The organism is Methylobacterium sp. GC_Met_3 (assembly GCF_026540775.1).
GTDB lineage: Bacteria > Pseudomonadota > Alphaproteobacteria > Rhizobiales > Beijerinckiaceae > Methylobacterium.
On the sequence record NZ_JALNUL010000011.1, the window covers coordinates 101,030 to 126,783 of the forward strand.

The 25,754-nt window shown below is 70.2% G+C and carries 25 protein-coding genes; 17 read left to right on the plus strand and 8 right to left on the minus strand.

Annotation, left to right across the window (positions count from 1 at the left end):
* Positions 1 to 118 precede the first annotated feature (118 nt).
* The 3 genes from OXS27_RS15680 to fliP all read left to right on the plus strand — a co-directional run bounded on the left by OXS27_RS15680 (position 119) and on the right by fliP (position 2,466).
* Entirely contained in the window at positions 119 to 562 is a 444-nt protein-coding gene (locus OXS27_RS15680) for a hypothetical protein (RefSeq protein WP_243916507.1), read from the plus strand.
* A gap of 63 nt (positions 563 to 625) precedes the next feature.
* A complete protein-coding gene (locus tag OXS27_RS15685) occupies positions 626 to 1,693 on the plus strand; it encodes a lysylphosphatidylglycerol synthase domain-containing protein (RefSeq protein WP_267357296.1) in 1,068 nt (355 codons plus the stop codon).
* A gap of 5 nt (positions 1,694 to 1,698) precedes the next feature.
* Complete coding sequence (fliP, locus tag OXS27_RS15690) at positions 1,699 to 2,466, plus strand: flagellar type III secretion system pore protein FliP (RefSeq protein WP_243916509.1); 768 nt, start codon at positions 1,699 to 1,701, stop codon at positions 2,464 to 2,466.
* 31 nt (positions 2,467 to 2,497) lie between these two features.
* Here the strand turns inward: fliP and OXS27_RS15695 are convergent, their stop codons facing one another.
* From OXS27_RS15695 to OXS27_RS15705, 3 genes are all read right to left on the minus strand, one after another.
* Complete coding sequence (locus tag OXS27_RS15695) at positions 2,498 to 5,884, minus strand: hypothetical protein (protein ID WP_267357362.1); 3,387 nt, start codon at positions 5,882 to 5,884, stop codon at positions 2,498 to 2,500.
* 135 nt (positions 5,885 to 6,019) lie between these two features.
* A complete protein-coding gene (locus OXS27_RS15700) occupies positions 6,020 to 6,709 on the minus strand; it encodes an invasion associated locus B family protein (RefSeq protein WP_267357298.1) in 690 nt (229 codons plus the stop codon).
* A gap of 114 nt (positions 6,710 to 6,823) precedes the next feature.
* Positions 6,824 to 7,000, minus strand: coding sequence for a hypothetical protein (locus OXS27_RS15705; RefSeq protein WP_243916511.1), 177 nt, complete (start codon positions 6,998 to 7,000; stop codon positions 6,824 to 6,826).
* Between the two features lie 371 nt (positions 7,001 to 7,371).
* On the opposite strand from OXS27_RS15705, the gene OXS27_RS15710 reads away from it, so the two are divergent.
* Both OXS27_RS15710 and OXS27_RS15715 read left to right on the plus strand, forming a co-directional pair.
* Positions 7,372 to 8,817 carry a saccharopine dehydrogenase NADP-binding domain-containing protein gene (locus OXS27_RS15710; RefSeq protein ID WP_243916512.1) on the plus strand — a complete coding sequence of 482 codons (1,446 nt, stop codon included), beginning with the start codon at positions 7,372 to 7,374 and terminating at the stop codon, positions 8,815 to 8,817.
* A gap of 174 nt (positions 8,818 to 8,991) precedes the next feature.
* A complete protein-coding gene (locus tag OXS27_RS15715) occupies positions 8,992 to 9,180 on the plus strand; it encodes a TM2 domain-containing protein (protein WP_267357364.1) in 189 nt (62 codons plus the stop codon).
* Here the strand turns inward: OXS27_RS15715 and OXS27_RS15720 are convergent.
* Together OXS27_RS15720 and OXS27_RS15725 are read right to left on the minus strand one after the other, a co-directional pair.
* Entirely contained in the window at positions 9,158 to 10,006 is an 849-nt protein-coding gene (locus OXS27_RS15720) for a metallophosphoesterase (RefSeq protein ID WP_267357302.1), read from the minus strand. The two genes, OXS27_RS15715 and OXS27_RS15720, sit on opposite strands and share 23 nt — an antisense overlap.
* 8 nt (positions 10,007 to 10,014) lie before the next feature.
* Positions 10,015 to 10,647: a cation transporter gene (locus OXS27_RS15725; protein WP_267357304.1), complete on the minus strand. Its 633-nt coding sequence runs from the start codon at positions 10,645 to 10,647 to the stop codon at positions 10,015 to 10,017.
* A gap of 158 nt (positions 10,648 to 10,805) precedes the next feature.
* Between OXS27_RS15725 and croR the strand changes: the two genes are divergently transcribed.
* The 5 genes from croR (at position 10,806) to OXS27_RS15750 (ending at position 15,050) form a co-directional block, all read left to right on the plus strand.
* Entirely contained in the window at positions 10,806 to 11,279 is a 474-nt protein-coding gene (gene croR, locus OXS27_RS15730; protein WP_267357306.1) for a 3-hydroxybutyryl-CoA dehydratase, read from the plus strand.
* A gap of 1 nt (position 11,280) precedes the next feature.
* Positions 11,281 to 12,111: an RNA methyltransferase gene (locus OXS27_RS15735; protein ID WP_267357308.1), complete on the plus strand. Its 831-nt coding sequence runs from the start codon at positions 11,281 to 11,283 to the stop codon at positions 12,109 to 12,111.
* Between the two features lie 203 nt (positions 12,112 to 12,314).
* A complete protein-coding gene (locus OXS27_RS15740) occupies positions 12,315 to 12,938 on the plus strand; it encodes a TadE/TadG family type IV pilus assembly protein (protein WP_267357310.1) in 624 nt (207 codons plus the stop codon).
* Positions 12,938 to 13,549 carry a TadE/TadG family type IV pilus assembly protein gene (locus OXS27_RS15745; RefSeq protein WP_243916519.1) on the plus strand — a complete coding sequence of 204 codons (612 nt, stop codon included), beginning with the start codon at positions 12,938 to 12,940 and terminating at the stop codon, positions 13,547 to 13,549. Before OXS27_RS15740 ends, OXS27_RS15745 begins: the two co-directional genes overlap by 1 nt.
* A 184-nt stretch (positions 13,550 to 13,733) precedes the next feature.
* Complete coding sequence (locus OXS27_RS15750; RefSeq protein WP_267357313.1) at positions 13,734 to 15,050, plus strand: pilus assembly protein TadG-related protein; 1,317 nt, start codon at positions 13,734 to 13,736, stop codon at positions 15,048 to 15,050.
* A 219-nt stretch (positions 15,051 to 15,269) separates the two neighbouring features.
* Here the strand turns inward: OXS27_RS15750 and OXS27_RS15755 are convergent, their stop codons facing one another.
* The gene (locus OXS27_RS15755) at positions 15,270 to 16,145 is read right to left on the minus strand and encodes a LysR family transcriptional regulator (protein WP_267357314.1); all 876 of its coding nucleotides are present in this window, start codon (positions 16,143 to 16,145) and stop codon (positions 15,270 to 15,272) included.
* Between the two features lie 74 nt (positions 16,146 to 16,219).
* On the opposite strand from OXS27_RS15755, the gene OXS27_RS15760 reads away from it, so the two are divergent.
* The 5 genes from OXS27_RS15760 (at position 16,220) to OXS27_RS15780 (ending at position 22,032) form a co-directional block, all read left to right on the plus strand.
* Complete coding sequence (locus OXS27_RS15760) at positions 16,220 to 17,434, plus strand: YbfB/YjiJ family MFS transporter (RefSeq protein ID WP_267357315.1); 1,215 nt, start codon at positions 16,220 to 16,222, stop codon at positions 17,432 to 17,434.
* A gap of 260 nt (positions 17,435 to 17,694) precedes the next feature.
* Positions 17,695 to 19,284: a phytoene desaturase family protein gene (crtI, locus tag OXS27_RS15765; RefSeq protein ID WP_267357316.1), complete on the plus strand. Its 1,590-nt coding sequence runs from the start codon at positions 17,695 to 17,697 to the stop codon at positions 19,282 to 19,284.
* 77 nt (positions 19,285 to 19,361) lie between these two features.
* Positions 19,362 to 19,742, plus strand: coding sequence for a DUF2141 domain-containing protein (locus OXS27_RS15770; RefSeq protein WP_267357366.1), 381 nt, complete (start codon positions 19,362 to 19,364; stop codon positions 19,740 to 19,742).
* Between the two features lie 5 nt (positions 19,743 to 19,747).
* The gene (locus tag OXS27_RS15775; protein ID WP_267357317.1) at positions 19,748 to 20,827 is read left to right on the plus strand and encodes an ABC transporter ATP-binding protein; all 1,080 of its coding nucleotides are present in this window, start codon (positions 19,748 to 19,750) and stop codon (positions 20,825 to 20,827) included.
* A complete protein-coding gene (locus OXS27_RS15780; RefSeq protein WP_243916525.1) occupies positions 20,824 to 22,032 on the plus strand; it encodes an ABC transporter permease in 1,209 nt (402 codons plus the stop codon). The genes OXS27_RS15775 and OXS27_RS15780 overlap by 4 nt, the downstream gene beginning before the upstream one ends.
* A gap of 10 nt (positions 22,033 to 22,042) precedes the next feature.
* Here OXS27_RS15780 and OXS27_RS15785 read toward each other — a convergent pair whose 3' ends face one another.
* Positions 22,043 to 22,522 (minus strand): cache domain-containing protein, encoded by a 480-nt coding sequence (locus OXS27_RS15785; RefSeq protein WP_243916526.1) that lies wholly within the window; start codon positions 22,520 to 22,522, stop codon positions 22,043 to 22,045.
* 47 nt (positions 22,523 to 22,569) lie between these two features.
* Complete coding sequence (locus OXS27_RS15790; RefSeq protein ID WP_243916527.1) at positions 22,570 to 22,875, minus strand: hypothetical protein; 306 nt, start codon at positions 22,873 to 22,875, stop codon at positions 22,570 to 22,572.
* Positions 22,876 to 23,169: 294 nt separating this feature from the next.
* Between OXS27_RS15790 and OXS27_RS15795 the strand changes: the two genes are divergently transcribed.
* Together OXS27_RS15795 and crtI (OXS27_RS15800) are read left to right on the plus strand one after the other, a co-directional pair.
* Entirely contained in the window at positions 23,170 to 24,015 is an 846-nt protein-coding gene (locus tag OXS27_RS15795) for a type 1 glutamine amidotransferase (RefSeq protein WP_267357319.1), read from the plus strand.
* Between the two features lie 97 nt (positions 24,016 to 24,112).
* Positions 24,113 to 25,642, plus strand: a complete 1,530-nt coding sequence (gene crtI / locus OXS27_RS15800; RefSeq protein WP_267357321.1) for a phytoene desaturase family protein — start codon at positions 24,113 to 24,115, stop codon at positions 25,640 to 25,642.
* Positions 25,643 to 25,754 lie beyond the last annotated feature (112 nt).

Consider the following 25,754-nt stretch of genomic DNA (forward strand, 5'->3'; position numbering starts at 1 on the left):
TGGATACCGGTTCGGCGCCAGAGAGCGCGTCACGACAGAAGCTTGGAGCCGCGCTCGATTGCACCGCGATCGGGCACGGCTCTAGCCCGATGCCGGTATCGCGCCCTACCTTCTCCGGATGATGACAGAACCACGCTCAACGGGCGACGCCGATCGTCCCGCTGCCGGCCGGCCGGCCGGCCGCTCGGCCAAAACCAAGCTCACCGAGATCGTGGTGGTCTGCTCCAAATGTGCCAAGCGGCAGGGCTTGCGCGCGAGCGCCGTGCGTGCGCTCCTCAAGAAGGCCGGGAAACAGGCCGCCAAGGAGACGTCGGGCAACCGGAGGAAGCTCCGCATCGTCGAGTCGGGTTGCCTCGGACCGTGCCCGAAGCGTGCCATCGCGGTCGCCACCGGTGCGAGCCTCGCGGCCGGCCGCGTCCTCCTGCTCGATCCCGAGGCCGGGCCGGCGGAGGCGCTCGCCACCATCCTCCAACCCATCCCGCCGCGCCGGCCGTCCCCCGAATTCGGCCCCAATACCGTTCTAGCGGCGGTACCACCTGACGAATCGCCGCCGGCGCGCTGACCGGCACAACTTGGAGCCGCCCCTGGTGCCCGCCTTCAGACACGTCACGCACGCACTGCGACCGTGAAGGAAGCGCGCCCATCCGGAAAGCGCCGGGTCATCCGCGCCCTCGTCCGCCGCCTGCCGCTGCTCGGCACGCTGATCGGGCTGGGCTTCGCGATCTGGCTCGTGGCGACCAACGACCTCCAGGCGGTGGCCACGGCGTTCGGCCGGATCGGCGTCGTGGGCTTCGTCGGCGTCACGCTGGTGCGGACGCTGGTGCTGCTGGTGTGCGGAATCGCCTGGGCGCGCATCCTCGACGGGCTGTCGCCGGCGCCGGCCTCGGCCTGCCTGATCCTGCGCTTCGTGCGCGAGGGCATCAACGTCCTGTTGCCGGTCGCCTCGGTGGGCGGCGAGGTGCTGGGCGCGCGGCTCCTCACCTTCTGGGGCGTGGCCGGCTCGCTCGCCGCCGCCTCGGTGCTGGCCGATCTCTTGTTCCAGGTCGGCACGCTCGCCCTGTTCGCCGGCCTCGGGGCCGGCCTCCTGAGCCGCGTCGAGGGCGCGGAGGCGGCCGAACTCGCCGGTTGGACGCTGCGCACCCTCGCGGTGGCGGCGCTGGCCGTCGCAGCCTTCTTCGCGCTCCAGCGGACCGGGATCGTCCGCGTCCTCGAAGACCGGATAAACGCCCTCGGCCGGCGCTTCGTGCGCGAGGCCGACGCCCTGCCCGAACCGCGCCAGCGCATCCAGGGCGCGCTGGACGCCGTCTGGGCGGCGGGGCGGCGGGGGCGGCTCGCCCAGTCGGTCGCCCTGCACGCGCTGGCCTGGCTCCTCGGTGCGACCGAAATCCTCGTCGTCTTCACCTGCATCGGCGTCGACAATGTCGGCCTGACCGACATCCTGGTGATCGAGTCGCTGAGCCAGGCGATCAAGGCCGCCGCCTTCCTGGTCCCGAGCGGACTCGGCGTGCAGGAAGGCGGGCTCGTGCTGGTCTGCGGCCTGTTCGGCATCGATGCCGGAACGGCCATCGCCCTGTCGCTCGCCCGCCGGGTGCCCGACGTGGTGCTGGGCCTGCCGTCGCTCCTCGTCTGGCAGAATCTCGAAGCCCGCCGCGAGGGCGTGCGCCCCGCCGCGCCGACCTGCGACCGCTCGTGATCCCGATGCCCGATCCGCCCACAGCCCCGACCCGCCCCGGCCGGGGGCGCAGGCTCCGGCGCCTCGGCCTCGCCGCGATCCCGCTGCTCGCCGCCTCGCCCGCCCTCGCCCAGAGCGTCACCCTGGACCTCGGCGCCGGCGGCACAACCGAGCGCGCCCTCCAGCTCGTCGCGCTGATCACCGTCCTGGCGGTCGCCCCCTCGGTGCTGGTGATGGCCACGGCCTTCACCCGGATCGTCGTGGTGCTCTCGCTCCTGCGCTCGGCGCTCGGCACCCAGACGGCGCCGCCGACCGCGGTGCTGGTCAGCCTCGCCCTGTTCCTGACCGCCTTCGTGATGGCACCCACGGGTCGCGCCGCCTACAGCGCCGGGATCGAGCCCCTGATCGCCGGACGGATCACGCAAGCTCAGGCCTTCGAGCGCGCGTCGGCGCCGTTCAAGACCTTCATGCTGAAGAACGTCCGCGAGAAGGACCTCAAGCTGTTCCTCGACCTCGCCAAGGTGCCGACGCCGAAGGGGCCGGAGGATGTCGGCCTCGAGATCGTCACCCCAGCCTTCATGATCTCGGAGCTGAGGCGCGCCTTCGAGATCGGCTTCCTGCTGTTCATCCCGTTCCTGATCATCGACCTCGTGGTCGCCTCGGTGCTGATGGCGATCGGCATGATGATGCTGCCGCCCGCCACGGTCTCCCTGCCGTTCAAGCTGATCTTCTTCGTGCTGGTGGACGGATGGACGCTGGTGGCGGGCTCGCTGGTGCAGAGCTACGGGAGCTGACGCCGCCCGAGCGGGATGACGCGCCGCGCGCTCATCCCGGCGGCGTGCCGGGGGTCTCGGCGTTGCTCTGCCGATCACCGCCCTGGGGCTCGGAACCGCCCTCGCCCGCGGCCTTGGCCTTCCCCCGGTCGGGGGTGGCGGCGTCCGGGTAGCGCTTGCGATACTCGGCCAGGAAGGCCGACAGCGTCTCGGCCTTGGTGGCCTGGGCCGCTACCGCGCGGAAGCCCGGGCTGCGGGTCGGGTCGGAGCCCGTGAGCAGCGCGAAGGTGCGCGCGTCGGGGCTCGCCGCCATGGCCTCCGAGAACTTCGCCTTGAGCCGTTCCAGGCCGATCGCCTCGCCCGCGAGGTTGTAGGCGATCGCGGCGCGCATCGCGTCGGCCCGGGACGCCGCGTCGAGGGGCTGGCCGGATCGCCACGCCTCGCCGAGCAGCGCCTCGTGCGTCTCGCCGGCGTCGCGCCAGCGTCGGGCACCCCAGTAGATATCGGCCCGCAGGCGCTCGATGTCCGGCCCGGCCTCTCCCTCGAGCGTCTCCAGGGCGAGGTCGGTGCGGGTCAGGTCCGAGAGGGCGCGGGCGCGGATCAGGTTCCGGGCACGCTTCAGCTCGCCCGGCAGCTCCGGCAACTCGGTCGCGTCGAGGACCTTCAAAGCCTGCAGGGGCTTGTCGTCCATCAGCCGCACCGTGGCGAGCCGCGCCGCGACCGCCGACCGGGCCGGGCCGGTCAGCCGGTTGTCGATCTGGTACTGCAGGAGATCGGCGGCGGGTTCGAGGAGATCGAGGCGCACCAAGCGGTCGGCCAGCCGGCGCACCACCTCGTCGCCGCGCCGACCGATCGGGCTCAGCTCCCGGAAATCGAAGAACAACGCCACGGCCTCGACCCCCGACAGGCTCTCCCCCTTGTCGGTGAGGTACAGGTTCTCGAAGGCGACCTGCGCCTCGCGGGTGAGTGCCACCGAAGCCGTGGCGTTCGGCGCGAAGACGTTGGCCCGGCGCGCCGCCGTGAAGGCCTGGCGCCAGTGTCCGGCGGCGAGGTGGAGGCGGGCCACCCCGGCCGTGATGCTCTCCTCGATCGGGCCGCCATGCCAGGTGAGGGCGAGCCGTTCCAGGCGCTCGGTCGCGGCCTCCGGCGTCAGCGTGCCGGCGGATTGCGCGAGCAAGGTGCCCCGCAGGGTTGCTTCGGCCGAGACCGGACGCACCGCCTCCCTCTCGAGGCGAGTATAGGCGTCGAGCGCCGCCTTGACCTGGCCGGTCGCCTCCGAGACGCGGGCGCGGACCAGGGCCAGCCGGTCGCGGATCCAGGGGGGCAGGTCGCGGGCATCCACAGCGCGGGCGGCAGCCGTTTCGGCATCGTCGTTCTCGATCGCCGATTCGGCCGTCGTGGCGCGGATCGTCTGCGCCAGATCCGTGGGGTATTCCTGGGCGAGCGGCAGGACCTTAAGGAAGCCGGTCTCGGCGGCTTTCCAGTCCCCGGCGCCGGCCGAGGCCATCGCCCGCCACAGGGCGGCCTCCGGATTCCCGGCGAGGATCGGGACGGACAAAGCCTTCAACGCCTCGGCGTTGCGCCCCATTCGCACCTGCGCGATGCCCCGCAGCAGGGCCGTGTCGCGCTGGCCGGCGAGCAGGGGATCGTCGGCGGCCGCCGCTTCGAGCGCCGCGAGGGCTTCAGGATCGAGCCCGTTGGCCAGATAGGTGCGGGCCAGCGCGAGCCGGGCCGGTCCGCGATCGGCCGGATTGGCGGCCGCGGCGGCATCGAGCGCCTGGCGCAGGGTATCGCGCACCACACCGGACCGTGCCCGGTTCCAGGCCTCGGGCGTGATCGCGAGGGTCCCCGGATCGGCCAGGGCGACTTCGTCCCTCCGCGCGGGCGCCGACGTGGCGAGCCCCCCGGTCCGGCCGATCGTCACCGTGTCGAGTTCGGGCCGCACCGCGAGATCGTCGGCGCTGGCCAGCACCGCGAGGCCGTGCCGGCTCGGGAGGATCTCGAAATCCACGAATCGCCGGTTCTTCGGATTGCCGACCGGCCGCCGGGACGCCGACGTGACCACCGCGATGCGCTCGCCGTCGAGGTCGAGCCACGTCGCCGAGCCCGGGCGGGGCAGGCCGAGGGATACCGCGATGCGGCCCGCGCTGTCGGGCTTGCGCAGGGGGTCGATCGTATCGCTGGGGCTCAGGACGTCGCCCGCCGAGAGTTCCCAGCCGACTCCGCCCTCCGTCGAGACCGCATTGAGATCGACCAAGCGGCCCTGGGGCGCCGAGAAGCGCAGGATCGTCAGGGGTCCGGTCCGGGTGGGGCTTCCCACCGGCACCAGGCCCTGATGGCTGGTCGGAGCCGGGACCGGCTCGGCGGTCTCGAAGGCGAGCGTGACCACACCGCCGCGCTCGAACAACACGGCCGGCGGCATGGCATGGAACGGAAAGACCAGGCCCGACCCAGCCGGGCGGATCGGCGGCGGTGCCGGCGGGCGCTCGGCGACGGCCGGCGCTTCAGCACGAGCCGACGGCGCGGAGGGAGGAGCGGGAACGGCCGGCGCCACAGCCACCGGTGCCGGTGTCGCCGGCCCGGGTATCGCGACGGCGGTGCCGGCAGGTTCCGCCGGCTTGCGCCGGACGGCGTCCAAGAGGAAGGCCCCGTCCTCGCGCTCCGAGCCGATCTGGAATCCGTCTTCGGGGGTGACGAGCAGGCTGGCCGAGGTCTCATCGGTCTCGGTCGCCAGCTTGGCGATGCCAGGCCGGGGACGCCCGCGTGTCCCGGACGAATCGATGGTCCAGGGACCGACGACGCGCAGCCGCGTCGTAGTGCCCTCGGCGGTGAGGGTGGTGACGGCCTCCGCGGGCATCCGCAGCGAGAGACGCGTCAGCGTCGGGAGGAGCGCTAGTTCCAGCGACAGGGGCTTGCGCACCGGCTCGGGGATGCGGGCCTTGAGTGCTTCCTCGGCAACTCTGGCGCGACGGGCGAGTTCGGCCACCACCTCGGGCGGCAGCGGCGGCGGCAATCCGGCCCAGCCCTCCGGCAGCAGATCCACGAAGATGCGCTCGCCGGCCATCTGCAGGTTGACCCGGTAGGGCCGCTGCAAGGCGACGCGCAACCCGGTCCCGTCCGGGTCGCGCCGTACGCTCGACACGTAGGCGGGCATCTCTTCGGCCAACCGCTCGGGACCCTGCCCGACGCGCTCGCCGTAGCCGAGGAGAAGGACGCCGCCGGCGAGCTTCGCCTTGACGGTGACCGGCTTGTCGAAGGTCAGCACGATGCGGCCGTAACCACCGGGACCGGTGCCGGTCTCCGCGCCTTTGGCACCGGTCAGCCGGGCGGCCAGCGCCGGGTCGATGACCGCCAGCAGGGCGAGCACCGGAAGCGACCCGCGCAGCAGTCGCCGCCCGAGCCCCTGACCGATCCGGGGTCGCCCGCCCTCCGATCCCATCGCCTCGCCGATCCGATCCCGGCGTGCGGCGCTGTAGGCCGCAGCGCGCGGCGCCACATGTCGCGGGCATCCTGCGGCGGGGCCACTAACGCGGCCTTAACCGTAACCCGCAAATCCGCCGGATCGCGCTCCCGGTCAGCCGCTCAGGGCGACGGCGCGGTCGAGGGCCTGGGCAAATCCCTCCAGCGGCACCGTGATCGTGGCGTCATCGCTGCTGCCGGACTTGTGGCCGATCACGAACAGCTTCTTGGCGGTCCGCATGCCGTCGAGGGCCGGCGTCGGGAAGCCGATCGGCACGAAGCAGCCGTCCGGCCCGCAGGCGCTGTAGGGTGCGCCCTTGCCGAGGACCTGGTCATCCAGCTTGAAGGTGATGCCCGGCTCGATCGAGAGGCCGAACGGCATCAGCACGATCCCTTCGGCGCGGCCGTCCTTCGGCGTCTGGAATTCGATGCCGAATTTGCGCCGGCCCGTCTGCGAATCGCCCTGCGCCTGAGCGACGATGCAGGTGATCTTCTCGCCGGGATGCGTACAGGTGATGGACCAGTCGCCGTAGCTCTCGGTCACGGAATTGGCGCCCGTGGGCCACGCGGCATGGGCCGGCGCCGGTGCAGCGGCCGGTGTGGCCAGTGTTGCCTCTGCGGCAGCGGGCTTGGCCACCGGCTTCGGGGCGGCGGGCTTCGGCTTGGGCTTCGGCCGGGCCTTCGGCGGCGCCTCGGCCGGGGCGGCCTCCGGCTCGGCATCCTGAGCGCGCGGCGCCGCCAGCGGAAGGGCGAGCAGCAGCGTGACGGTCAGGCTGGAGCGCAGGAGCGCGCGAATCGTCGGCATGGAATCAACAACCCCCGGGGCCATGGAACGGCAGAGCCGCCTAAAGCCCTAGCGGGGACGACGCAATTGCTCCGGCCGATTCGACGCCGAAACCGCCTCGCCGCGTCCGAGTTTTCAGAGCGGGTTGGGGCCGCCGATGGCGCGGGCCAGGGCACAGCGACGGGCGAACGCGACCTCGGCGCCGCTGCGGACCGCGCGGGCGCAGGCGAACATGAGGGTGAGGATGCCGGGATCGCGATCGACGGTCTCGGTGACCGGGCCGGGGATCCGGGAGGAGATGAGAGCGAGCATGAGGACTCCGACGGGCTGTGGCTCGGACGTTTCCGTGAAATCCCAGGCTGCGTGGCCATCTCGGCGGCCTTGCTGCAACGCAATATGAGTAATGCGGCCTGCGCCGGCCACGGGTCGAGACGCGGATACATCATGCGTATGGCTCATAGCAACGAGCCAACACGTCAACGTTGCGTTTACGTCTTGATGCAGCGGATGGTTGACCGGACCCAGGCGAGACGCCATTGAGCGGCTTTCGGCGCTGGCCCCACCGGTCGCGCCGCAGCGCAAGCGTGGACCTGTCGCCGCAGTGTCACATGCGCGCCATAACCCGCCCGCTGGCCAGACCGCGCGGACGCCCGCCGCGTCCGCCAGATCCGAGGATTTTCCGTATGACCGATCAGCCGTCCCGTCACCCGATCCATGGCCGCATCAGCGGCCCCATCGTGATGATCGGCTTCGGCTCGATCGGCCGGGGCACCCTGCCCCTGATCGAGCGCCATTTCGAGTACGACAAGGCCCGCTTCACGGTGATCGACCCGGTCGACACCCACCGGGCGCTCGCCGAGAAGCACGGCCTGCGCTTCCAGAAGGTGGCGCTGACGCCTGAGAACTATCGCGAGGTCCTCACCCCGCTCCTCACCGAGGGCGGCGGCCAGGGCTTCTGCGTGAACCTGTCGGTCGACACCTCGTCGCGCGCCATCCTGGAGCTCTGCCGCGAGCTCGGCGCCCTCTACATCGACACGGTGGCCGAGCCCTGGCCGGGCTTCTACTTCGACAAGTCGAAGAGCCAGGGCGACCGCACCAACTACGCGCTCCGCCAGGACATCCTCGACGCCCGCACCCAGAAGCCCGGCGGGCCCACCGCGGTCTCGTGCTGCGGCGCAAATCCCGGCATGGTCTCGTGGTTCGTCAAGCAGGCGCTCCTGAACATCGCCCAGGATACCGGCCTGCAGCGGCCGGAGCCCAAGTCGAAGGCCGAATGGGCCGGCCTGATGAAGGATCTGGGCGTGAAGGGCGTCCACATCGCCGAGCGCGACACCCAGCGCGCCAAGAACCCGAAGCCGCGCGGCGTCTTCGTCAACACGTGGTCGGTCGAGGGCTTCGTCTCCGAGGGCAACCAGCCGGCCGAGCTCGGCTGGGGCACGCACGAGACCTGGAAGCCCGACAATGCCCGCGAGCAGGAGAAGGGCTCGCGCTGCGCGATCTATCTGCTGCAGCCGGGCGCCGACACGCGGGTGCGCACCTGGGTGCCGACCGCCGGCTCGCAGTTCGGCTTCCTCGTGACCCACAACGAGGCGGTCTCGATCGCCGACTACTACACGGTGCGCGCGGGTGAGCAGGCGGTGTTCCGGCCGACTTGCCACTACGCCTACCACCCGGCCGACGACGCGGTGCTGTCGCTCCACGAGATGTTCGGCAAGGCCGCCAAGGTGCAGGAGCAGCACCACATCCTCGACGAGACCGAGATCGTCGACGGCATCGACGAGCTGGGCGTGCTGGTCTACGGCCACAAGAAGAACGCCTACTGGTACGGCTCGCAGCTCTCCATCGAGGAGACCCGCCGGATTGCCCCCTACCAGAACGCCACCGGCCTGCAGGTGACCTCGGCGGTTCTCGCCGGCATGGTCTGGGCGCTGGAGAACCCCGAAGCCGGCATCGTCGAGGCGGACGAGATGGATTTCCGCCGCTGCTTGGAGGTCCAGACCCCGTATCTCGGCCCGGTCGTGGGCGTGTACACGGACTGGACGCCGCTCACCGACCGCCCGGGCCTGTTCCCGGAGGACATCGACACCAGCGATCCGTGGCAGTTCCGGAACGTGCTGGTCCACGGCTGATGGCATCCGGGCCGGCGGTGCGCATCCGCCGGCCCACGCTTGCCTTCGGCACCACCCTGTCCCAAGCTCGACCGTACAAGTCAGGGAACGGGACAGATGGCATCGACGATCCAAGAGAAGATCCTGATCGAGCAGCGCATCGCTCATGAAGGGCCGAGCATGCTTCGCGCCTAAATCCTTTGGTTCTTCTTCGGTTTCTTCTCAGACCATCGCTTTTATCTCGGCCGTGTCGGCGGCGCGATCCTTCAGATCGTCCTGAACTGCTTCCTTACCGGCCTGAAGCGGCCGAGCTGTGCGGCACTGGACGATCCGGCCTGGGATTTGGCTCGGGATCGGAACGCTATGTCCCCGCAGAGACCGTGAAGTCCGGCCGGTAGGTCGCCCCCTCCACCGGGTTCGAAACCCAGCGGCAGCGCCCGACCGCGAGGTCGTGGCCCGCATGGAAATGCCCGGAGATCCAGAGATCCGGCCGCTCGGCATCGGCGAGGTCGTCGAGCGCCGTGGAGGCGTAGAAGGCCGGCACCCACCAGGGGACGCCGGGCTCGTCCCGGTAGCGATCGGCCGCACGCGGGCTCGCCGGATGGTGGGTGATCACCACGGTGGGGCCGTCATGCGGGATCCGGAGCGCGGCGTGCAGGGCCGCCCGCTCGGCTTGGTGCTCGGCCATCGCGTCCGCGGGCTGCCAGGGGCTGCCGTCGGCCTTCCGGATCGAGCCCAGATATTCCCGCGACCCGGTGAACGGGTCGGTCATGCGCGCGGCCGCGTAGGCGATCGGATCCTCCGGGCGCCCGGGCGTCTCGGCGTCGAGCCAGCGCCCGGCCAGCGTCCAGTCGCTCCACAGGGTCGCGCCGACGAAGCGCACACCGTCGATGGTGCAGGCCTGCGCCCGCTGCAGCAGGTGGATCCGGGCGCCGAGGCCGTTCAGCCGCGCGACCTCCGACTCCAGGGCTGCCAGCAATTCCGGCGCGGTGCGCCCGTCGCCGGTCGGCGCGTAGCGCTCGTGGTTGCCCGGGACCAGCACGATGGGCCGCCCCTGCGCGAGGTGCAGCAGACCCGCCAAGCCGCGCTCGGGATGCCCCTCGTAGAGATCGCCCGGGCAGGCGAGCAGGTCGAACGGCTCGCTCGGCGGCGCGATCAGGTCGAGGCGGCGCCGTTCGAGGTGGAGATCGGAGATCGGGAAGATGCGCATGGTGGTGATTACCGGGCCGCCCGGCGCTCGGCCGCCGCAGCCTTGAGGATGTCGGCGGCGGAATCGGCGTTGAGGATCGCGATCCCCCCAGCCACGACGAGATCCGGCCAGGGCGAAGGATAGAGGGCGGTCACCAGCCCGGCCGCGATGATCGCGAGGTTGGCGAAGGTATCGTTGCGGGCCGAGAGATAGGCCGCCTGGGTCAGGCTGCCCGAGCCGGTCCGGTGCCGGGCGAGCATGACGGCGCAGGTCAGGTTCACGGCGAGCGCCCCGAGCCCGGCAAGGGTCAGCGGCAGGGCGGCCGGGGCCACGAAATCCGAGATCTTCCCATAGGCCGCCCAGGCGCCCGCCAGTGCCGGCAGGAGCAGGATGCCCGCCATGGCGGTGCCGAGGCGGGCGCGGTTGCGCGCGCTCCAGCCGAGGCCCGCGAAGATCAGCAGGTTGATCGCGGCGTCTTCCAGGAAATCGAGGCTGTCGGCGATCAGCGCCACCGAGCCGATGGCGAGCGCAACCGCGATCTCGATCCCGAAATAGCCGAGGTTCAGCGCCGCCACGCGGGCGACGACGGGGCGGAGGGCGGGCGGCGCGGGCCGGGCGGGGTCATCGGCAATCACGGGGCGCGTCTTCGCCGACCCGGGCATTCCTGTCGAGGGCTGTTGAGAAAACCCTGCCCGCGCCTCAAGAAAGTTCGAGGCTCTTACGCCTTTGTCCGGGTGGATTCGATGCCGCGATCGTGCGAGGCCAGCAGAGGGCCGGGCGCGCAAGGCGTCGCAGGCCGGAAGCGGAGGTCTGCCGAGCCATGCTGCCCGAATTGCGCGTGCTCTATTTCGAGGATCTCGAGGTCGGGCTGTCGGAGACCCTGTCGAAGACCATCGCGTCCTCGGACGTGATCGGCTTCGCGGAGATCACCGGCGACCGCAACCCGATCCACCTGTCCGAGCACTTCGCCGCCCGCACGCCCTTCGGCACCCGGATCGCCCACGGCCTTTACACCGCCGGGCTGATCTCGGCGGTGCTCGGCACCCGCCTGCCGGGCCCGGGCGCGGTCTACATCTCGCAGACCCTGAACTTCCGCGCGCCGGTGCGGATCGGCGACGTCGTGGAGGTGACCGTGACGGTCGCCGAGCTGATGCCCGAGCGGCGGCGCGCACGGCTCGCCTGCCAGTGCTCGGTGGCGGGGGAGACGGTGCTCGACGGCGAGGCGCTGGTGAAGGTCCCGACCAAGGCCGAGGCCGACCCGCTCGCCATCCGCATCGAGCGACAGCAGGGCTGAGGTGGAGCCGGTTCCGGAGACGATCACCGATCCGGACGATCCGCGCCTCGAACCCTACGCCCGCATGCGCGAGCGCGACCTCGTGGGCCGCGCCGGGCGCTTCATCGCCGAAGGCGAGGTGACCCTGCGGCTGCTGCTCGGCGGACGCAGCCGCTTCCGCGCCGAATCGATCCTGCTTCTGCCGGAGCGGTGGCCGGGCCTCATGGAGGCCGTGGCGGCATGCCCTGCGCCCCCGCCGGTTTTCCTCGCCAGCCGAGCCGTGATGAGCGCCGTGGCGGGATTCCCGATCCACCGCGGGGTGCTGGCGGTCGGCCTGCGCGGTGCGGCGCCCGACGCGGCGGCGCTCGTGCCACCCGCGCCCGCGCCGGCCCTGGTGCTCGGCCTCGCGGGCCTGACCAACCACGACAATGTCGGTGCCGCCTTCCGCAACGCCGCCGCCTTCGGGGCGGATGCCGTGGTCCTCGACGCCGCGAGCTGCGATCCGCTCTATCGCAAGAGCATCCGGGTCTCGGCCGGCGCCGCCCTGATCCAGCCCTTCGCGCAGCTCGCGGCGGGCCAGGACTGGCTGCAGCTCGCCGAAGCGCTCGACCTCCAGCCGCTGGCGCTCAGCCCGGGCGCAACCGAGACCCTGGAGCAGCACGCAGCACCCAAGCGGACGCTCCTGATCCTCGGCACGGAGGGGCCGGGGCTCGATACGGCGATCCTCGCACAGGCGCGGCCGGTCCGCATCCCGATGGCGGCGGGCTTCGATTCCCTCAACGTCGCCACTGCGGCGGGAATTGCCCTTCACAAGCTCGCGTGGGGCCAGGGGCGTCTCGACGTCGAGCGATAAGTTCCAGCGCGGACGCCACGCCCGGGATCACAGTTCCAGCCCGTTCAGCGCGCGATTGAGATCTCCGGTTGAAATTGCTTCTGCGATACAACCATAGAATAGAACACTATCGATCTGCCGCCCTATTTTAGGACCGCATAGGCAAAGACGTAAGATTTCCATGGTCTACCCGGCCGTAGTACCGCAACCTGGCGGGTCGGACCGTGAGATCATCAAGTTCTGTCGCGCGCCATTGGCTGAAGCTGCCGAATCCGGTCGCACGGCTGTGGCGTGAGCGGAGCGGTGCAACGGCGGTCGAGTTCGGGCTCGTCGCGCTGCCGTTCCTCGCCATGGCCGGCGCTTGTCTCGAGAACGGGATCGTCGCCTGGGAGCAGGAGATCATCCAGCAGGCCGTCGTTGAGGCCGGGCGCCAGATCTATACGGGCTCGTTCCAGACCGCGAATGCCGGCACGACCGACGCGGCGACGCTGCTGAGCCGATTCCGGACCGCGATCTGCACACAGCCGAACGGCGCCCCACGGGTGACGATCTTCAACTGCGCCAACGTCCGCGTCAGCATCACGCCGGCCGCCAGCTACGCCGGAGCCACGACAGTCTCGCCCGTCGCCTCCACCGGCAACGGCGTCAGCGACTGGAACCCGAATTTCCAGAGCTACACCTGCGGTGGAGCGTCCTCGATCATGGTGATTCAGGCGGCCGTCGACATCCCGGTCTTCTTCCCGTTCCTCGGCGCGGCGACGGCAAACCTGCCGAACAAGCGGCGCGTGCTCCAGGCCGCGACGGTGTTCAAGATCGAGCCCTACACCACCCAGTCGGTCTGCTCGTGATGACCGCCCTCTCGCAGACCCTGAAACGCTTCCGGGCCGACGGGCGGGGCATCGCCGCGGTCGAGTTCGCCTTGGTTCTCCCGGTGCTGATCGCCATCTACTTCGGCACCGTGGAGTTGACCCGCGTCTTGGATGCGAACCGCAAGCTGACCTTGTTCGCCCGCACGCTCGCCGACCTCTCGGGACGCGCCGACAACCCGAAACCTTCCGCCGCCGACATGACGACGATCGCCGGCGCGGCGACCGCGATCCTCCGGCCGCTGGACGCCTCGGGCCTCCAGATCGTCGTCAACGCCATGGGCGTCGAGTCGGTCTACGGCACACTCTACGGCGGCGTGTGCTCCAGCTGGCCCCAGAACGCGACCCAGCGCCCCGCCCAGCAGATCAACGGGACGAACGGCTTGCCGGCTACGCCGGCCGCCTATCAGTTCGACGGGGCCCGCTACATCCTGGCGGAGGTGTCGATGGCCTACACGCCGATCATCGGCAGCGCCCTCTACCGTTGGATCTTCGGTCCGCGCGGTCTGACCTTCACCCGGCAGATCCCATGGTCGCAGCGGACCATCAACGAGATCGTCATGCCGGGCGGCGTGGCCTGCCCGACCTTCTAGAGCCTCATCGCGCGACGGGGGCTCCGGTCTTCGGGACGCGCTGCGGCAGGACCAATAACCGGACGCCAACCCCCGATCGCGACGGTCGGGCCCGGCACCGTCCCTGTTCCGACCTGTGTTCCATCGCGCTCCCGCCGGACGCCACCAGATCCACCGGCAGAACGCCCGACCGCGCGAGGATATCGTGTCGTTGTTTCCTGGCCGCGCCATCCGCTCCCTTCGCGTGCGCCTGACGGATTACCGGCGGGCGCGCTCCGGCCAGGTGGCGATCACCCTCGCCCTCATGGCGATGCCGATCCTGTTCGCCTCGGCCGCCGCCATCGATTACGGCCGTCGGAACGCCGCCAAGGCACGGCTCGACGCAGCGCTCGACGGGGCCGTCCTCGCGGTCATGTCCCAGAAGACCAACACCATCACGCAAACCAATCTTCAGAACATGGAGACGCAGTTCCGGAATGAGGCCGCCAAAGTCCCCGGCGTGACCATCACCTCCTTCACGCCCGGAACGCCGGTCAGCGGAGCCTCGACCCTGAGCCTGACGGCAAGCTACACGGGCACCGTGAAGACCAGTCTGGCCTCGATGATGAAGGTTACGTCGATGAACATCGGCGCAACTTCGTCCAGTACCCGCAATCTGTTTCAATACATCAATTTTTACCTGCTGCTCGACAATTCCCCGTCAATGGGACTTGCGGCAACCGATACCGACGTCAACAACATGAAGAACGCGACGCCCGACCGTTGCGCATTCGCTTGCCACGAGCACACCTACGACAGCCAGGGCAATATAACCGGTGACAATCTGAACGACTACTATCACGTCGCGCAGAAGAACAACATCAAACTGCGCATTCAGGTCCTACGAGATTCGGTCTCGGCGCTGGTCGATCAAGCCAACGCCAGCATGACGCTGAGTCAGCAGTTCCAGATGGAGATGTGGACCTTCAACGATTCCGCGACGCAGACGCGGTTGCAGGCCATGACGCCGGCCCTGAACCAGATCAAGACAGCAGCTGCCAACATCGACATCGCCTACGCGTATCGCATTCAGACCGACAATCAGACCGACTTCGAGCGCGCCATTGCGAAGATGAACACGACAATCCCGGCCAGCGGGACGGGCGTGACATCGGCGTCGCCAATCCGGTTCCTGTTCTTCGTGACCGACGGTGTCGAGGATACCGGCGGCACCGTCACCAACCAGAGCGCCGGGTTTCAGATCGCCAGCAATCGCTTCATCGGCCCGTTCAGTCCGTCGACCTGCAACGCGCTGAAGAACAACAACGTCCGCATCGGGATCATCTACACGCAATATCTTCCGATCTACGACAATCCATTTTATGTATCCTACGTCAAGCCGTACGAGAACCAGATCGGACCGATGCTCAAGGCCTGCGCGTCGGACGGCCTGTATTACCCCGTCGCCTCCGGCGGCGACATCACGGCCGCCATGCTCCAGCTGTTCTCGACCGCCGTGGCCTCTGTCAGACTGAGCAATTGACGCGCCCGTGCGGCGAGCACGGTTCGTCGTGCCCGCGACGCGGCTGTCGCTTTCTGCAGTATAAAAGAGACGACGCATGGGGGATGCTCGTCGCCGCACTGCCGGCGTCCACCCGTGGATGGATCTCAGATTTCACGCACGCTCGACAGGGAAGGCATGCGCCGAGATGGGCCAGCGCTTTGTCTACCGACCCTGTAGACAGCTGAGACCGCCGCCGTGTCACGCCGCCCGGGCATCGACGGCCGGCTTCGGGAGCAACGCCATGAGCGCCTGCAGCGGGGCGCTCGCCTCCCCGGTCCACACGAGATGCGTGCGATTGCGGCGCAGGCGCTCAGGCAGCGGGTGGCGCTGCACCGTATCGCTCAGAACGGCATGGTCGAGCATCTCGCTCGGCACGATGGCCGCCCCCGTCCCCGCCGCCACGCAGGCCACGATGGCGTGGTAGGAATTCATCTCCAGCACCCGCTCGGGCGACGCACCCTCCCCGTCCAGCCACGCGACGAGGCGAGCGCGGTAGGAGCACCCGTGCGGGAAGGCCACGACGGTGCGTCCGCCCAGCGCGACCGCCTCGCGGATCGTGGTCGCGCCCTTGCCGGTGATCAGCACGAGATCCTCGTCGAAGACATGAACCGAGGAGAGGCTTCGACGCTCGAACGGCTCCGAGACGAAGGCCGCCTCGATCTCGAAACCGTCGAGCTGACGCAGCAGTGCGCGGGTCGTGCCGGTCTGCAATTCGATCGCGACATCCGGATACCGCGCGTAGAAGGCCGACAGGATCGGCGGCAGCCGGGCGCCGGCCGCGCTTTCCAGGGAGCCGAGCCGGAGCACGCCGCGCACGGCCCCGCCGCGCAGATCCTGCTCGGCCTGATCGGCCATCTGCAGCAGCTTTTCGGCATGGCCCAGCAGGGTCCGCCCGGCCTCCGTCAGCGCGAGGCTGCGTCCCTGGCGGCGGAACAGCGCGACGCCCAGGCGCTCCTCGAACTGCTTGATCCGGGTGGTCACGTTGGAGGGCACCCGGTGCAGGTGCGCGGCAGCCCGCGTCACCCCGCCCTCGCGCACCACGCTGCGGAAGATATCCAGATCGTCGAGATCCATTGTTCTCATGGCGAGAACGATAGGTCACAAAAATTCATTTTCCAACACGATGAGAGCCGTGTTCAACGGACTCGATGAGCACGACGCAGCCCGCCGCCGCCCGACCACAACCCACGATCGGGCCGATCGTCGGGGCCGGCCTCGTCGCCCTGGCGGTCGCCATGGGGATCGGCCGGTTCGCCTTCACGCCGCTCCTGCCGCTGATGGTCCGCGACGGCGCCCTGAGCCCAGTCGCCGGCGTAGAATGGGCGGCGGCCAATTACGTCGGCTACTTCCTCGGCGCGCTGACCGCCGCATGGTTCGCGGGCGATCCGCGACGCGGGTTGCTGCTGAGCCTGCTCGGCGTGGCGCTGACGACCTTCGCCATGGCGGCGATCGACGCCGATACGGTCGCGCTGCTCGGCCTTGCACTGCGCGGCGCAGCCGGGGTGTTCAGCGCCTGGGCGCTGGTCTGCGCGAGCGGCTGGTGCCTGGCCGAACTCGCCCGGCGACGGGCCGGTCAGGCCGGGGCCTGGATCTACACAGGCGTCGGGCTCGGGATCGCCCTGGCCGGCCTGCTGACGTGGCTCGGCGGACGCCAGCCGGCGCAGTGGCTCTGGCTCGAACTGGGCGTCATTGCCGGCGCCGGCGCGCTTTTCGTCTGGGCGCAATCCTCCGCGCCATCCTCCAGAGCCGACACGCAGACGGCCAAAATCACCGAACGCGAGGCCGCATCCGCCGCGCCGATGCCCCGGAGCCGGCAGTTCTCCCTCGTGGTCTGCTACGGGACCTTTGGGTTCGGCTACATCGTCCCGGCGACCTTCCTGCCCTCCATGGCGCGAGCGCTGGCGCCCGATCCCCTGGTCTTCGGGCTGACATGGCCGCTGTTCGGCCTCGCGGCCGCGCTCTCGGTCGCCGCGGTGGCGCGCTTCCTGCCCCATGGCTCCCGCCAGCGGATCTGGGCGCTGGCGCAGGGCGTCATGGCGTTCGGCACGGCCCTGCCCCTGTTCGTCCAGACCCTGCCGGCCATCGCGGTGTCGGCCATTCTCGTGGGCGGCACCTTCATGGTCGCCACCATGGCGGGCCTGCAATTGGCCCGCGCGACGCGGCCCGACAATCCGACGCCGCTCCTGGCGCGCATGACCGCCGCCTTCGCGGCCGGGCAAATCGCCGGCCCGCTGCTGGTGCGCGCCCTCGGCTCCGGTCGCTGGGGCGGTTGGGACGCGCTGGGCTGGACCGGAGCGGTTGCCACGCTGCTGCTGATCCTGACGGCCTTGTGGCTGTGGCTGTCCGAGCGGCCTGCTTTTTGAAGCCCTCGCTGCCGAAGTGGGCACCGGTTCGGAGCAAGAGGACACGTCACAACAAGGCTGAGAGCCATGCCCCGTCCTGAAGCCCCCTAACCGATCGCCCCGGTTCAGCGGGTGTCGACACGAAGAACACCCGGTAAGGTTGTCCCGGTACGATCGACCGCGTCAGTCTGCGCGCGACAAACGGCAGCAATTGCCGCGCGCGCCAGATGGCCTAGCTTGACCATTGGGCGTGCTGGGGAATCGACAGGGAGTCGGCGGCGTTGCTTCAGTCTGGGAATGGGTTGCGGGCGCTGACCGGTCGCCGGGTAGCCGTGGTCGGCGCCGGTCCGGGGGGCTTGGCCTCCGCCCTGCTTTTGGCGCGGGCCGGGATCCACGTGACGCTGTTCGAGAAGGACAGCCAGGTCGGCGGCCGCACCAAGACGGTGTCGGCGCCGGGCGGCTACAAGTTCGATATCGGACCGACCTTCTTCCTCTATCCCCAGATCCTGGCCGACATCTTCGCCAGCTGCGGCGAGCGGCTGGATGACCACGTCAAGCTCGAACGGCTCGATCCGCAATACCACCTCGTGTTCGAGGGCGAGAGCGGGATCTCGGGGACGATCCGGGCGACCGGCGACATCGCCCGCATGGAGCAGGAGATCGCCCGCCTCGCGCCTGACGACGCCAAGAACGTGCAGGCGTTCTTCACCGAGAACCGGACCAAGCTCGAATACTTCAAGCCGATCCTGCAGCAGGCCTTCCACACCCTGCGCAGCCTCGCGAGCCCGGCGATGCTGGCCGCCCTGCCCTACCTCCACCCCGGCCGGAGCGTCGACCGCGACCTGAAGCGCTACTTCGCCGATCCGCGGGTGCGCCTCGCCTTCTCGTTCCAGACCAAATATCTCGGCATGTCGCCGTTCCGGTGCCCGAGCCTGTTCACGATCCTGTCGTTCCTCGAATACGAGCACGGGGTCTACCACCCGGTCGGCGGCTGCGGCGCGGTCTCCGACGCGATGGCGGGTCTGGCCGGTCGCATGGGCGTCGACCTTCGGCTCAACACCAACGTCGAGCGGGTGCTGTTCGACGGCAAGCGCGCCAACGGCGTCGTTGCGGACGGCGAGACCTTCAACGCCGACGCGGTGCTGATCAACGGCGACTTCGCCAAGGTGGTGCGAGCCCTGGTGCCGGAGCGGCATCGCCCGCGCTGGCGCGACGCCAAGATCCAGAAGGCGCGGCTCTCCTGCTCGACCTTCATGCTCTACCTCGGCATCGAGGGAAAAATGCCCGAGAGCCTGGGGCATCACACGATCCTGCTCGCCGAGGGCTACGAGAAGAATATCCGCGAGATCACCGAGGGCACGCTGCCGATGCAGCCCTCGCTCTACGTGCAGCATGCCGGCTACACCGACGGCGGCATGGCGCCCCCCGGACAGACTGCACTCTACGTGCTCGTGCCGGTGCCGAACCTCAAGTCCGGGATCGACTGGGCAGCCCAGCGGGAGAGCTACCGCGCCCTGATCATGGAGCGGCTGAAGCTCCTCGGAATCGAGGATCTCGAAGCCCGGATCCGCTACGAGCGGATCATCGACCCGACCCAGTGGGAGGAGGATTTCGCCGTCCACGAGGGCGCCACCTTCAACCTCGCCCACGACCTGATGCAGATGCTGTATTTCCGGCCGCACAACCGCTTCGGGCCGGGGCTCTACATCGTGGGGGGCGGCACCCATCCGGGCTCCGGCCTGCCGGTGATCTACGAGGGCGCCCGCATCTCGGCCCGTCTGCTGATCGAGGAACTGGCCGGTGCCCGCGCGGCCGCCTCCGCCGGCATCCCCGAGACCGCACCGCTGGCCACCTCCCACGAGGCCTCGTGAGCCGGCCGAGGGGTCGGAGGCCCGGTCGACGGCACGGTCTGCCCAGGCTCGTGGTCGCGGGCACGCTCTGTGCCACCGTGCCGGCGACGGCAGCGACCGTGCAGGTCGAGATCGACGGGATCGAGCCCGGCGGAGGCCCGGTGCGGGTCGCCCTGTGCCAGGGGAGCCTCGCGGAAGCCGCCTGCGCCCGGGGTGACGAGGCCTCGGCCTCCGCCGACCGGCTCCAGTTCACCTTCCAGGGCGTGCCGACCGGGACCTACGCGGTGGCGGCCTACCAGGACGCAAACAGCAACGGCCGCCTCGACCGCACCGGGCTCGGCCTGCCGCTCGAACCCTACGGATTCTCAGGCGTCGCCGGACGCCGGGCGCGGCCGGACTTCGCCGAGGCGGCCTTCAGCCTTCGGGAGCCGGGCGGCTCCATTCGCGTGCGCCTCGCACGCGCCCTGCCGCGGCGCTGACGCGGATGGGCGATCCCCAGGAGCGCTCTGCGCCGAAGTGGATACCGGTTCGGCGCAAGAGAGCGCATCACGACAAGGGACCAGAGCCGGGCCCGATCGCAACGCAGTCGGGCACGGCTCTGGTCCGGATCGCGGGCGTCGGTCTCGACCTCGGCGGGCGGCGGGTCTTGGAACGCGTCGATCTCGACCTCGAAGCCGGCGAGACCCTGGCGCTCCTCGGCCCGAACGGGGCCGGCAAGTCCTCCCTGATGCGCCTCGTGGCGGGCCGGCTCGACCCGAGCGCGGGATCCGTGCGGGTCGGTGGCGCGGATCCGTATCGCGCGGGCAGCGCCCGCCGCGCCATCGGCTGGGTCCCGCAGGAGATCGCCCTCTATCCGAAGCTGACGGTCGCCGAGAATCTCGGCGTGTTCGGCCAGCTCGCGGGTGTCGCCCGGCGCGACCGGAAGGCGGCCGTGGAGGCCGCGCTGGCGATGGCCGACATCGCCGAGGTCGCGCGGCGCCCGGTGGGAACCCTGTCGGGGGGCTACCGACGCCGGGTCAACATCGCCGCGAGCCTGATGAACCGACCCAGTCTGGTCCTGCTCGATGAGCCGACGAGCGGTGTCGACCTCGCCGCCCGCGCGGCGATCCACGCCGTTCTCGACCGGCTGAAGGCGGCCGGCACCGCGATCCTGATCGCCACCCACGATTTTGCGGAAGCCGAGCGTCTGGCCTCACAGGTCGCGTTCCTGGCGCAGGGCCGGATCGTGCGCGCGGGCCGCCTCGCCGATCTGCTCGCGCAGCTGCGCACGGGCGCGCCCGAGCGGGAGCTGAGTCTGACGGTCCCGGCGGACGCAGCCGCAGCCGCGTCCCTGCGCCGGGCCGGCTTTGCGGCCGCCGAACCGGATGGCCTCGTCTGGCGCTCCGTCGAGCGCTCCGGGCTCGACGGAGCCGCCCTGCTCGGAGCCCTGCGGGCCCAGGGCATACCGGTGGCCGAGGTCCGGGTGCGCGCTCCGCGGCTGGAAGCGCTCTACCTCGACGCCCTTCGGCCCCGCGAGGCGAACGACAGCGGGACCACCACCCTGCGGGCGGGGATGGCCCGATGATCGGCGCCGCGTTCCGCGTGATGGCGCTCAGCCTGCTGCGCGACCGCGCCGCGCTGGTCATGGCCTTCGTGCTGCCGACCGTGATGTTCTCGATTTTCGCGGCGATCTTCTCCGGGGCGACCGGCGACCGGATCCGCATTCATGTCGGGCTCGCCGACCTCGCACAGACCACCGCCACGCGGCGCCTCACCGACGCGCTGGCGGCCGATCCGTCCCTGCGGGTGACGCGCCTGCCCGTGACGGACCTCGCGGGCGTCGCCGAGGCGGTGCGCTCGGGCGAGGTCGATGTGGCGCTCGCCCTGCGGGGCGACCTGATCGCGGCTCCCACGGGGAGCGCGCCCGGCCCGGCCGACCAGCCGGTGGTGCTGGTGGAGAATCCCGCCAAGGCCCTGGCGACGCCGATCGCGCTCGGTCAGCTCCAGCGCGTGCTGAACGCGGCCTTGCCCGACGTGGTCCTGTCGCGGATCGTCGCCGACGTGGAGCGCAGCGGCAAGATCGGACCGGACGAACGCCGCTTCCTCGACGAGGCCTTCGCCGAGCAGCGGGCCAAGAAGGAGCCATTCAGCTTCGCCAATCTGGTCGAGCGGCGCAGCACCGCCGTGGGCACGGCGAACGCCCGGATCAGCTACTATGCGGGGGCGATCACCGCAGTGTTCCTGCTGTTTGCCGCCATGCAGGGAGCGATGTCGCTGGTCGAGGAGCGCGAGACCGGCCTCGCCGAGCGGCTGATGGCCGGTCCAGGCGGGCTTCCGGTGGTGGTGCTCGGCAAGTTCGGCTTCCTGACGCTTCAGGGCGTCGTGCAGGCGGGGCTGATCTTCCTGGCCGCCGCGCTCCTCTACGGGGTGGAGATCGGCCCGCACTGGCCGGCCTTCCTGGCGACCTGCCTGCTGGTCTCGGCCATGGCGGCGGGGCTGGCGCTCGCCGCCTGCGCCCTCGCGGCGAGTCGCCAACAGGCGCATCTCGCCTCGACCTTCGGCGTGCTGCTGCTCTCGGCGGTGGGCGGCTCGATGGTGCCGCGCTTCCTGATGCCGCCCTGGCTCCAGCAGGCCGGCTGGCTCACCCCCAACGCCTGGGCGATCGATGCCTATCAGAACGCGTTGAGTGAGGGGTTCGCCGTCGCCGCTCCGGCGCTGGCCGTTCTGGGGGGCCTGGCGCTCGGCGGGCTCGGGCTTGCCCTCACGCTGGTGGCCAGACGCACGGCCTGAGCGGACGACGCTATTCGACGTAGACGCCGGCCCCGATCAGCGCCCCCGTGCCCGCGACGTGGGTCTCGCAGACGTAGCTCCATTTCACGGTGGGCACCGCCTGCCCCGGCCTCGGGAACATGTAATCGACCCAGCCCGAGCCGAACCGGCTGACGGTCTCGATGAAGTCCTGATGGAATTGCTTCCCATCGGCATCGCGCTCGTGGAGCAGGTCCCGTCCCTCGCGGTTCGGATAAGCGGCGTTGAACAGCACGACGCCCCGCATGTCGACGACGAACAAGTAGACATCCCCGTAGCGCCATCCGCTGCCCTTCCGCCGGAACTCGGTGAAGGCGGCGGGGCCGCGCTCCTCCACGAACTCTGCCGCCCGGTTGACGAGCTTCTCGATCTCCACGGCCTGATGGAAGACCGGCGGCGTGCGCGTCCCGGACGCGGGCAGCGTCACGCCGAGCAGGAGCAGCACCGGCCAGATCAGCAGGGCTCTCGCCATGGCCTCACCTCACCGAAGCACCTTCCGGCTTTCGATCCCACGGCCGGTCAGGCCCGTGTCTCCAGGGCGGGACCGCCGGGTGTCAGGCGTTGTCGCAGGGTGGCCAACCACCTGCGCCGTGGGGGCGGGACCGTCTGGCCAACGGCATTGGGCAGGGCCTCGAAGGCGAGGCGGTTGCGGTGCAGCTCGATGATCCGGTGGAGGTGTCGCATCGCCGTGAGCCCCTGCGCGGCGATCAGGCGATGACCCTCGCAGGCGTCGTCCTCTACGAGGCGCTGCACGGCATCCTCGGCCCGGGCGATCAGCCCCCGCGACTCCAGACAATACAGCTCCATCTCAGCGAGATCTGGCATCTCGAACTCCCTGCTGATCGCATCTCAGTATTAAACCCATCCTGAATACTGTTGTGGTTGGCCGGAAAGCATCATCCGTTTGGGGTGTATCGCGCTTCCGTACCGATCACCGTTTCGTGCGCGCCCCGCGACCGCATCGGACGGCGCGATTGCCGGCGCTCGGTCGGCCAGCCGGTCGCGCGTCCGGCCCGGAAACCAGGGGCGTGACGATCCGCGCCGGCCCTGCGACCAGGGGCGCGCGGACACGGCCGGCGCGATCCGTCACGGTCCGGTCCCGCCTGACGAGAAGAATCCATGCTCCGCCTGCTCATCGCCGACGGCAACGATCGTGCGGCCCGCGGCCGGCACGTCGCCGCCACGGGCCGGACCTCGGCCGAGTCCTACGCCGCCGTGGTGCGGGCGCTCGCCCCCGGGACAACCTGCCGTTTCGTCAGCCCAGCCGATGCAGACGCGAACCTGCCGGCCGGGCTCGAAGATTTCGACGGCCTGATCTTCACCGGATCGACCCTCAAGGTCTCCGAGGGCACGCCCGAGGTGACCCGGCAGCTCGCTCTGATGCGCGCGGCCCTGGAGGCGGGCCGGCCGATCTTCGGTTCATGCTGGGGCGTCCAGGTCGCCGCCACGGTGGCTGGTGGCAAGGCCGCCGAGAACCCGCGCGGCCCCGAATACGGTTTCGCCCGGTCGATCACACCGACCGAGGAGGGGCGGACCCATCCGCTGCTCGCCGGCCGGCCAGCCGCCTGGGACGCCCCGGCGGTCCACTCGGACGCGGTGCTGCAGCCGCCGCCGGGTGCCCGCGTGCTCGCCGGCAATCCGATGCTGGGCATCCAGGCGATCGAGATCCGCCACGGCACCGGCTGGTTCTGGGGGACGCAGTACCATCCGGAACTCGACCTCGACGAACTCGCCGCGATGCTGCGCCTCTGCGACACGGCCCTCGTGGAGGCCGGCTTCGCGGAGGATACCGGGGCGGTGGCCGCCTATGCCGACGAGATTGCCGGCCTCGATGGATCGGACGCGGAGGCGGCCCGCCGCCTCGCCTGGCGCAATGGGATCGGCCCGGAAGTTCTGGACGCGGAGTTGCGTCGCCGGGAAATCGGCAACTTCCTGGCCCGTCTGTCCACAAGCGTGGACCGATAGACCCGCGCCGCGACCGGGTGGCGCGTTGACCCGCCCGGTCGTGGGTCTAGCTTCGCTGGAGCGGGCCGCCTCACGGCCTCGGGAGCGACCCATCAGGATGACCCAGGATTCTACGGTCGCCGTCATCGGCAGCGGGCTCGGCGGACTCGCGGCCGCGTGCGTCGCCGCCGCGCGGGGCCACCGCGTGACGGTCTACGACAAGAACGGCTGGCTGGGCGGCAAGGCGGCGGTGCTGCACGAGGGCGGCTTCCGCTTCGACATGGGCCCGACCATCCTGACCGTACCCCGGGTGCTGGAGCGGATTTTCGCCGAGGCCGGCCGCTCGGTTCACGACTACATGGATTTGCGCCGACTCGACCCGCAATGGCGCTGCTTCTTCGACGACGGCAGCCAGATCGACCTGATGCAGGACATCGCGCGGATGGCCGGCGACATGGAGCGCTTCGCCCCCGGCAGCGGCGAAGGTTATAAAAAATTCCTCTCCATCTCGGAGCATCTGCACGGGGTTTCGGAACGTTTCTTCTTCTGGAAGCCGGTCGAGGACCTGTTCGACACGATCAACATCCGCGCCAACATGAACCCCGGGACGCTGCGCGACGTCCTCTCCCTGCGCATGCACGCCTCCGTGGCCTCGACGATCCGCGGCAAGGTCAAGGATGCCCGGCTCGCGCAGATGCTCGACCACTTCGTGCAGTATGTCGGCTCCTCGCCCTACGGTGCGCCGGCGGTGCTCTGCGCCATCGCGCACATGCAGACGGCCGACGGGGTCTGGTACCCGATGGGCGGCACCCGCGCCGTCGCCGAGGGGTTGGCGAAGCTCGCCCAGGAACTCGGCGCCACCTGCAAGACCGACACCGAAGTGACCGGCATCGAGACCGCCAACGGCGCGGTCCGCGGAATACGCACCGCCGCGGGCGTCACGCCGTTCGACGCGGTGATCTCCAACATGGATTCGGTGCGCACCTACCGCGAACTCGTCGGCGGTGATGCTGCCAAGGCTTACGCCAAGAAGAACCCCGAGCCGGCCTGCTCGGGCGTGGTGCTCTATCTAGGCCTGAACAAGCGCTACGAGCACCTGAACCACCACGATTTCGTCTTCTCCCGCGATCCGGAGGAGGAGTTCGACTACATCTACAACAAGGGTGAGCCGGCCCCGGACCCGACCGCCTATCTGGCCGCCCCCTCCTCCACCGATCCGAGCGTGGCGCCGGAGGGCGGCGAGGCGCTCTACGTCCTCGTGCACACGCCGTATCTGCGCCCGCACCACGATTGGCGCCCGGACGGTCCGCTGTTCCAGAACTACCGCCGGACGATCCTCGACAAGCTCAAGCGCACCGCCAACATGCCGGATCTTGAGGAGCGCATCGTGGTCGAGCGCCACCTGACGCCGCAGGACATCCACGAGCGCTACCGGGTGCTGAACGGCGCGATCTACGGGCTGGCCTCGCACGGGCGGGTGATGGGGGCGTTCAAGCCGGGCAACCGCTCGCGGCAGGTTCGCGGGCTCTACCTCGCGGGCGGCGCTGCCCATCCGGGACCGGGCATGCCGATGGTGATGATGTCCGGCTGGATCGCCGCCGACGCGCACGATCAGGACGCGCGCGGCGTCCTGCGCGCCACGGCGTGACATCCTCCAGGTCCTTCCCTCCCCCCTCCGCGGAGGAGGGTGGCCCTCGCGTCAGCGAGGGTCGGGAGAGGGGAGCGACGGTGCAGAACAGGGCTCAGCCCCTCATGCCGGT